At 74.4% G+C, this 7874-nt stretch carries 8 protein-coding genes; 4 read left to right on the forward strand and 4 right to left on the reverse strand.

The features are described from left to right. The 4 genes from flgA to RBXJA2T_RS17920 form a co-directional block, all read left to right on the forward strand. Positions 1 to 558: flagellar basal body P-ring formation chaperone FlgA (gene flgA / locus RBXJA2T_RS17905; protein WP_039956886.1), on the forward strand; the 558-nt coding region annotated here is incomplete at its 5' end. A gap of 135 nt (positions 559 to 693) precedes the next feature. Further along, the gene (gene flgM, locus RBXJA2T_RS17910; protein ID WP_009858840.1) at positions 694 to 987 is read left to right on the forward strand and encodes a flagellar biosynthesis anti-sigma factor FlgM; all 294 of its coding nucleotides are present in this window, start codon (positions 694 to 696) and stop codon (positions 985 to 987) included. Between the two features lie 17 nt (positions 988 to 1004). Continuing rightward, entirely contained in the window at positions 1005 to 1403 is a 399-nt protein-coding gene (locus RBXJA2T_RS17915) for a hypothetical protein (RefSeq protein WP_138938927.1), read from the forward strand. 225 nt (positions 1404 to 1628) lie between these two features. Then, positions 1629 to 3788 (forward strand): sensor histidine kinase, encoded by a 2160-nt coding sequence (locus tag RBXJA2T_RS17920; RefSeq protein WP_009858842.1) that lies wholly within the window; start codon positions 1629 to 1631, stop codon positions 3786 to 3788. Here RBXJA2T_RS17920 and RBXJA2T_RS17925 read toward each other — a convergent pair whose 3' ends face one another. The 4 genes from RBXJA2T_RS17925 to flhF all read right to left on the reverse strand — a co-directional run. Beyond that, positions 3789 to 5132 (reverse strand): methyl-accepting chemotaxis protein, encoded by a 1344-nt coding sequence (locus RBXJA2T_RS17925; protein WP_009858843.1) that lies wholly within the window; start codon positions 5130 to 5132, stop codon positions 3789 to 3791. It abuts the gene before it with no gap. A 127-nt stretch (positions 5133 to 5259) separates the two neighbouring features. Then, the gene (locus RBXJA2T_RS17930) at positions 5260 to 5973 is read right to left on the reverse strand and encodes an RNA polymerase sigma factor FliA (RefSeq protein WP_009858844.1); all 714 of its coding nucleotides are present in this window, start codon (positions 5971 to 5973) and stop codon (positions 5260 to 5262) included. A 34-nt stretch (positions 5974 to 6007) separates the two neighbouring features. Beyond that, positions 6008 to 6793 carry a MinD/ParA family ATP-binding protein gene (locus RBXJA2T_RS17935; protein WP_009858845.1) on the reverse strand — a complete coding sequence of 262 codons (786 nt, stop codon included), beginning with the start codon at positions 6791 to 6793 and terminating at the stop codon, positions 6008 to 6010. 17 nt (positions 6794 to 6810) lie between these two features. Continuing rightward, positions 6811 to 7874, reverse strand: a 1064-nt coding sequence (gene flhF / locus RBXJA2T_RS17940; RefSeq protein ID WP_009858846.1) for a flagellar biosynthesis GTPase FlhF, incomplete at its 5' end; no start/stop codon positions are given.

The following is a 7874-nucleotide window of genomic DNA, read 5'->3' on the forward strand; positions in this document are numbered from 1 at the left end:
CTGCGCGTCGAGGTCGTGCCCGGCCGGCTGGACCCGCGGCTGCGGCTGGCGCCCTGCAACCGCGTCGAGCCCTATCTGCCGACAGGCGTGCGCCCCTGGGGCCGCGCGCGCGTGGGCCTGCGCTGCCGCGACGGCGCCGTGCCCTGGAACGTCTTCCTGCCGATCACCGTCGAGGTCTGGGGCCCGGGCGTCGTCGCCGTCACGGCGCTGGCCCCCGGCACCGTGCTGGCCCCCGGCCAGCTGGCGCTGGGCGAGGTCGACTGGGCCGCGGCGGCGACACCGCCGCTGGCCTCGGTGCAGGCGCTGGAGGGCCGCACGCTGGCGCGGCCGCTGGCGCCCGGCCAGGCGCTGCGCCTGGACGCGCTGAAGCCGCGCGAGTGGTTCGCCGCCGGCGAGGTGGTCAGCGTCGTGGCACGCGGCGACGGCTACGCCGTCAGCACCCGCGGCGAGGCGCTGATGCGCGGCGTCGAAGGCCGGCTGGTGCGCGTGCGCACCGAGGCCGGGCGCATCGTCACCGGCTGGCCCACGGCCGAGGGGCGTGTCGATGTCGCCCGCTGAGCGCGATTCCCCCCGCATTCAGGGGACCGATGAAAAATCATCCCGCCGGGCCCTAAAGTTGGCTCTCCACGCTCCGATACAGCGATCATGTCATGGGAGGCTGCCCCGCCGGGACGGCTCCTGCTGGAGTTCAACATGAAGATCGGTCACCTCGATTCCACGTCGCCCGCCTCGGCGGTGAACGGCGACCGCAAGACGGGTTCGCAGGCACGCACGTCCGGCGCCACGGCCGAGCCGAGCGCCAAGGTCGAGCTGTCGTCGGCGGCCCTGGCCGCCAGCGACGCCGCCGACGGCAGCTTCGACGCCGCCAAGGTCGACCGCATCGCCCAGGCGATCCGCGAAGGCGGCTACCAGGTCGACGCCGAGAAGATCGCCGACAAGCTGATCGCCAATGCCCAGGAGCTCCTGGGCAGAACCTACAACCGCTGAACTACGCCGAAGCGTCCATGCTGACGACTGCCGCCGAAATGCGGGCGCTGCAACGCGCCACCGAACTGGAAGCCCCGCTGGACACGCTCGAGCAGCGCCTGGCCGAGCTCGGCGCCGCGCTGGCGGCCAGCGACGCCGCCGGCATCGAGTCCGCCGCCGGCGAGCTGCACGGCGCGCTTGCCGCCGCCGTCGAGCACTTCGCCCGCGCCGCACGCGAAGGCGGCGTGCCGATGCCGCTGCGCCAGCGCCTGGCCGTCGCCGGGGGGCAGGTGGCCGCGCAGCGCGAAGCGCTGGCCCGCGCCACCGCCGCGCTCGACCGCGCGATCGACGTCCTGCTGCCCAACATCGGCAGCGGCGGCTACGGCGCCGCCGGTGCCAGCACCCGCACCAGCCACGGCGGCTCGCTGCTGGCCTGATCACGCGGCGGCTCGCGCCGCCCTCGCCCCATTCCCGGACGGCCGGGTCGCGTCAGCGGCCCGGCCGTCGTCGTTTCGGCGGCCGCGGCGCGGCACGCCGGGGTCCGCGTCAGGAATGGGGTGACAATGGCCTCCTGACAAACCCGAGGGGCGCGGCCACGACTGCGGCCCCCGCCCCATCACCCGGGCGCCGTCACGAGCGGCGTCCTGATCGATCAGTCTGCGTTGGGAAACACCGATACCGCCTGGACGTCCGCAGCGCCAGGCTCTGCCTCCAGCGGCGCCGAAGCCGCCCGCACCCTGCTGGAACGCCTGCGGGGCTGTGCCGACAACCGCTGGCTGCTGCTGCTCGCCGGCCCGGTGTGCGCGGCGGCCCTCGTCATCGCGCTGCTGCAGCAGCGCCCGGACACCACGCTGGCCGACGCGGCCGACGGCCTCGGCACCGCCACCGCCCGTCTGGGCTGGACCGTCGCCGATGGCGCCGAAGACGAGACGCAGCGCGAGCTCGCCTTGCTGCGCCAGCGGCTGGCGACGCTGCGCGGCGCCGCCGCCAGCGGCGGCCTCGTGCTGCACGAGCTGGACCTGCTCGAGTCGCGGCTGGCCGGCCTGGGGCCGCGCGCCGGCCGCGCCGAGCTGCGCGCCGTTGCCGACCTCGCCGAGCGCGTCACCGCCCAGGCGCGCCAGGAGATGCTGCAGCGCCAGGCCCGCCTGGGGCTGTGGCTGCAGCTGCTGTCGGCGACGCTGGCGCTGACGCTGCTGCTCCCGGCCCACGGCCTGTGGCGCCAGCGCCGGCGCATGCGCCGCGCGCTGCGCGAGTTCTCCGACACGCTGGCGCGCGGCGCGGAAAGCCCGCCCGCCGACACCGCCGAGGCCGGGGTCTCCGCGCGCCGCTGGCGCGCGCTGGCCGACCTGTCGGCCGACTGGTACTGGGAGAGCGACGAGCAGATGCGCCTGTCGTGGTCGTCGGGCTCGTCGCCGCTGACGACGCAGCTGGGCTGGACGCTCGACGAGCTGATCGGCCGGCGCCGCGACGAGCTGCCGGCCTTCGAGCCGCCGGCGCTGGGCTGGGACTGGCTGAACGAGCGCATGGCGCGCCGGCAGCCGTTCCGCGACGTCGAGCTGCGGGCACGCTCGCGCCGCGGCGACCACGCGCTGTGGATCGCGCTCAGCGGCCGCCCGCGCCACGACGCCGAGGGCCGCTTCACCGGCTACGAAGGCGTGGGCCGCGACATCACCGAACGCAAGCTGGGCTACGAGCGCCAGCGCGAGAACGAACAGCGCTGGGCGCTGATGGTCGACCTGGCCTCCGACTGGTACTGGGAGACCGACGCCGCGCACCGGCTGCAGCCGGTGGGGCGCGCCGTCTACCGCAGCGCCGTCGACTACCTGGAGCCGGGCGACGGCCGCACGCGCTGGGAGCTGCACACGGCGACGCCGCCCGAACTCTGGGAGCGCCACCGCGCCGACCTCGACACGCGCCGGCCCTTCCGCTCCTTCGAGTTCCCGACCGAGGCCCGCGACGGCGGCACACGCTGGGTGTCGCTCAGCGGCATCGCGCGTTTCGACGGCCAGGGCCGCTTCCTCGGCTACCGCGGCGTCGGCCGCGACATCACGGTGCGCAAGCAGGCCGAAGCCGTGCTGCGCCGCGACAACGAGGCGCTGCAGCAGGCAGTGGCCGAGCGCACGCGCGAGCTGCAGCAGATCAACCGCGACCTCGACGCGTTCTCGCGCCAGCTGGCGCACGAGCTGCGCACGCCGATCGGCCACGTCGAGGGCATCGCCCAGCTGCTGTCGCACCGCGCCGCGGCGCGGCTGGACAAGGCCGACCGCGAGCTGCTGGCGATGCAGGAGCAGGCGGCGCGCACGATGCGCGAGACGCTGGACGCGCTGATGCTGCTGGCGCGCTCGACGGTGCAGGCGATGCCGATGGACAGCGTGGACCTGAGCGCGCTGGCGCAGGACGCCGCGACGGGGCTGCCGGCGCTGGAGCGGCGCGCGCCGCTGCACTGGGAGATCGAGCCCGGCCTGCGCGTGCACGGCTGCGCGCCGGCGCTGCGCATCGTGCTCGCCAACCTGCTCGGCAACGCAGCCAAGTTCACGCGCCGCGTCGAGGCGCCGACGGTGCGCGTGGCCGCCGCGCCCGACGCCGACGGCCGGCTGCGCGTGACCGTCGAGGACAACGGCGCCGGCTTCGACCCGGCGCTCGCCGACCGGCTGTTCGTGCCCTTCAACCGGCTGCACGCCGGCGAGGACTACGCCGGCACCGGCGTCGGCCTGAGCATCGTGCAGCGCATCGTCGAGCGCCACGGCGGCACGGTGGCCGCGCACGGCGCGCCGGGCCGCGGCGCGCGTTTCGAGTTCACGCTCGCCGCCGCGGCGGACTGATCAGAAGTTGAACGCCAGCCGCAGCCCGCCCCAGTGGCGGCCGCCGACGGTGATCGGCGCGGCGGCTTCCTTCAGCACGACGAAGCGGCCGCCGCCCATGTCGCGGCGGTAGGTCTGCAGCAGGAACGGGCGCTCGTTGCGCGCCGAGGCCAGGCCGGTGCGGTCGTTGAAGATGCGGCGCCAGCGACTGTTGGCGGTGTTCCACAGCAGGTCACCGGGGCGCTGCGGCTGGTTGTAGCGCCGGTTGTGGCAGGCGACGTAGCCGTTGCGGTCGACGGCGATGCAGAACACGACCTTGTCCGACAGCTGCAGCGCCGCCTCCTGGACCTGCGGGAACAGCTGCTCGGCCAGCGCCGAGAAGCGCGCCGTGTGCTGCGCCGGCTCGGTGCCGGCGATCGGCTGGTAGCGCTCGTCGAACAGGTCCTCCAGCGTCGCGCGGCCGGCGGCGAGCGCGTCCTCGAGCAGCGCCGCGACCTGCCCGGCGGCCTGCTGCGCGGCGCGGATGTACGGCGAGTCCTCGGTCTCCAGGCCGCTGGCGGCGAAGGCCTCGATCAGCTGCTCGGAGATGCGCAGGAAGTTCTCGGTGCGGCCGGCGGCGCCGTCCAGCGCCCGCGTCGTCTGGCGCACCTCGCCCTCGATGCCGGCCATCTGGGCCTCGAGCACGGCGCAGACCTCGGAGCTGCGCCGGCTGGCCTCGTGGATGCGGCCGACGCCCTCGACGACGCCGTCGAGCGCGCGGTGCACGCCGCCGGCGGGGCTGCCTTCGCTGCGCTGGATCTCGCGCGCCAGCGCGGCGATGCGCTCGTCGAGCCGGCCGACGGTGGTCAGGATCTCCTTGGACGAGACCTCGACCTTGGCCGCCAGATCCTTGACCGCGTCGGCGACGACGCCGAAGCCGCGCCCGGCCTCGCCGGCGCGCTTGGCCTCGACCGAGGCGTTGAAGGCGACGAGCCGCGTCTGCAGCGCGATCTGGGTGATCTGGCCGGCCGCGCCGGAGACCTGGCGCAGCGTGTCGACGATGCCGCCGACCTCGGCGCCGACGGCCTGCACCGCCTCGCCGACCTCGGCCACGGCGCGCAGGCCGTTGTCGGTCTCGCCGGCGATCGCGGCCTGCGCCGCGACCACGTCCTGGAGCTGGCTGGCCAGCGCCTGCAGCGCCGCGGCCTGGGCGGTGGCGATGCGCTGGGTGTCGGCGATGACGCCGCAGACCTCGGCGGCCTCGCGGCCCAGGCCCGAGGCACGTTCGTTGATCTGGCGAAGCGCCGTCTCGGCGGGACCGGCCGCAGCGGCGGGCACAGGGGCGGCGGACAGCGGCGGGGGCTCGCGCCGGAACATCTTCAGCATCGTGTCTCCTGGGATCGCGGCGCGCCGCGGTCGCATTTTCATCAGATACAGAGACGCGAGGCGGTCGCCGACGAGGCTGTCGCGCGGCGCCGGGGCAGGCCGCGCGGATTCGTTCACGGCGCCGGCGTCACCACTCGCGCAGGCGCGTGCGCAGACGGGCGATCGACTGGCTGTGCAGCTGGCAGACGCGACTCTCGGTCACCTTGAGCACCGCGGCGATCTCCTTGAGGTTCATGTCGTGCTCGTAGTACATGCTCATCACGTACTGCTCGCGCTCGGGCAGGTTCTTGATCGCGTCGACCAGGGCCTGGCGCATGCGCTGGTCCTGCAGCCGGCCCAGCGGGTTGGCCTCGTCGTCGTGGACGTGGCGATCGAGGTAGTCCTCGTCGCCGTCGTCGCCGCTCATGTCCTCCAGGTAGATCAGCTGGGTGCCGCGGACCTTGGTCAGCAGTTCCTGGTACTCGGCGAGCGACAGGCCCATCTCCTTGGCGATCTCGCTCTCGTTGGGCGCGCGGTGCAGCTTCTGCTCGAGCTTGTGCACCGCGGCCTCGATGCTGCGCTGGTGGCGGCGGTCGCCGCGGCTCATCCAGTCGTTGCCGCGCAGCTCGTCGAGCATCGCGCCGCGGATGCGCTGGGTGGCGAAGGTCTCGAACTGCACGCCCTGGGCGGCATCGAAGCGCGACAGCGCGTCGGACAGGCCGATCATGCCCACCTGGATCAGGTCGTCGAGCTCCACGTTCGCCGGCAGCTTGGCGATCATCTGGTGCGCCAGCCGTCGCACCAGCGGGCTGTATTGCCGGAGCAGCGCGTTGGCATCGAGTTGTCCCTTGGCGGTGTACATGGGCGCAGCCTTTCGGGGCGTGTTCTGGCGTTCTTCAGTTCGTCGTCGCGCTGACCGGCGGGGCGAAACCCGCCACCGCCGCAGGGCCGGCGAAACCGGCCGCGTCCAGCGCGAGCTGGCCGCCGACCAGGCGCGCCACGGCGGCATCGGGGCCGGCGCGCAGGTCGGTCGCGGGGTCGACGACGGCCCAGTCGTGCAGCAGCGCGCCCAGGAAGGCGTCGGCGCAGCTCGCCAGGCTGGAGGCGATGGCGCGCACGCGCCGCGAGGCCAGCGGCGCGGCGAGCACGAGATCGAAGGTCATCAGGCCGCAGCGCTGGGCGAGCAGCTTGCAGGCGGCGTAGGCGTGCTTGATGCTCTCCGGGTGGTCGGCGCCGATGAGGATCGGGCGCGCGGCACGCTGGCCGAACATGCGCGCCAGGTCGCCGGGATTGGCGTGCACCAGCACGACGTCGGCCTTGGGCGCGGCCTGGGCCAGCGCGTCGACGAAGGCCGAGGCCGAGCCGCGCGTGTCGACGTGGCGCAGCGGCAGGCCGCGCGCGGCCAGGTAGCCGATCTGCGGCGACAGGTCCTCGATGCCGGCGCCCAGGTCCAGCAGCGAGATCTCGCGCGGCGCCGGGGCGCCGTCGGCGGCGTCGACGACCAGCACGCGCTGGCCGCGCTGCACGAAGGCGGCGGTCAGCTCGTCGATGACGACGCCGGAAAACGGCACGTGCGGGTTGGCGGCCAGCGGGACGAAACGCTGGCGCGAGGCCGCGAACAGCCGGCGCAGGCCGTGGGCCTGGTCCAGCGGCGCGGTGTCGGTGGCGTAGAAGTCGCGCATGCTGCTCGGCGCCGGGTTCAGGCGTGCAGCGGGTTGCCGGCGGCGGGCGTCGGCACGCCGGCGAACACCAGGTTCATGTCGGCGCTGTCCATGCGCCAGGCCGGGCTGCCGCCGCCGCGCAGCGCACGCTGCACCAGCGCGTTGGCCGACAGGCGGTGCCAGTCCTCGGGCACACGCTGGCCGTTGGCCACCGCGAGCACCTTCAGCTTGTAGCGGATCAGCGCATCCAGCGCCGGCGCCAGCTTCACCGCCTCGTCCATCTTGGACAGCACGATGCCGCGGCAGGCGGCGGCGCCGTAGGCCAGCAGCACTTCCTCGATCGTCTCGCCCTGGGCGGCGGCGTTGACGACCAGCAGCTTGTTGATCGAGCGGTGCGACAGCATGTCCAGCAGCTCGCGTGTGCGGGCGTCGCGCTGGGCCATGCCGGCGGTGTCGATGAGCACCATCTTCTTGGCCGACAGCAGGTCCAGCAGGTCTTCCAGCGAGGCGCGGTCGTGCGCGGTGTGCACCGGCACGCCGAGGATGCGGCCGTAGGTGCGCAGCTGCTCGTGGGCGCCGACGCGGTAGGCGTCCAGCGTGATCAGGCCGAGGTTGGCGGCGCCGTGGCGCGTGGCGAAGGCCGCGGCCAGCTTGGCGGTGCTCGTCGTCTTGCCGACGCCGGTCGGGCCGACGAGCGCGTAGACGCCGCCGACGTCCTCCAGCGGGCTCTCGCGCTCGCCGGTGGCGAGGTTGCGCTCGAGCACGCCGGCGGCCCAGGCCAGTTCGTCGCAGCCGCCGGGCAGCCCTTCGACGAGCTTGCGCACCAGCGACGGCGAGAAGCCGCAGCCCAGCAGCTTCTGCGTCAGCTGCGCCTGGCGCGGCTGGCGCTGCAGCTTCTCCATGAACGCGAGCGCGCCGAAACGCTGCTCGATCAGGCCGCGCATCGAGCGCAGCTCTTCCATCATCTCGACCTGGTCGCGGCGCGGCGCGCCGTCGGTGAGCACCGGCGCCTGCGGCAGCAGCGGCTCGGCGTGGCGGATCTCCTCGCGCAGCACCGGCGGCTCGCGGCGGGCCTCGGCGGCACGGGCGCGCGGCTCGATGG

Source organism: Rubrivivax benzoatilyticus JA2 = ATCC BAA-35 (genome assembly GCF_000190375.1).
Lineage (GTDB): Bacteria > Pseudomonadota > Gammaproteobacteria > Burkholderiales > Burkholderiaceae_C > Rubrivivax > Rubrivivax benzoatilyticus.

What these genes read in the sequence shown, in the direction of transcription:
- RBXJA2T_RS17935 (WP_009858845.1), bottom strand. Translation starts at nt 6,793, where the DNA reads ATGCGCGACTTCTACGCCACCGACACCGCGCCGCTGGACCAGGCCCAC.
- RBXJA2T_RS17925 (WP_009858843.1), bottom strand. Translation starts at nt 5,132, where the DNA reads ATGCTGAAGATGTTCCGGCGCGAGCCCCCGCCGCTGTCCGCCGCCCCT.
- flgM (WP_009858840.1), top strand. Translation starts at nt 694, where the DNA reads ATGAAGATCGGTCACCTCGATTCCACGTCGCCCGCCTCGGCGGTGAAC.
- RBXJA2T_RS17930 (WP_009858844.1), bottom strand. Translation starts at nt 5,973, where the DNA reads ATGTACACCGCCAAGGGACAACTCGATGCCAACGCGCTGCTCCGGCAA.
- RBXJA2T_RS17915 (WP_138938927.1), top strand. Translation starts at nt 1,005, where the DNA reads ATGCTGACGACTGCCGCCGAAATGCGGGCGCTGCAACGCGCCACCGAA.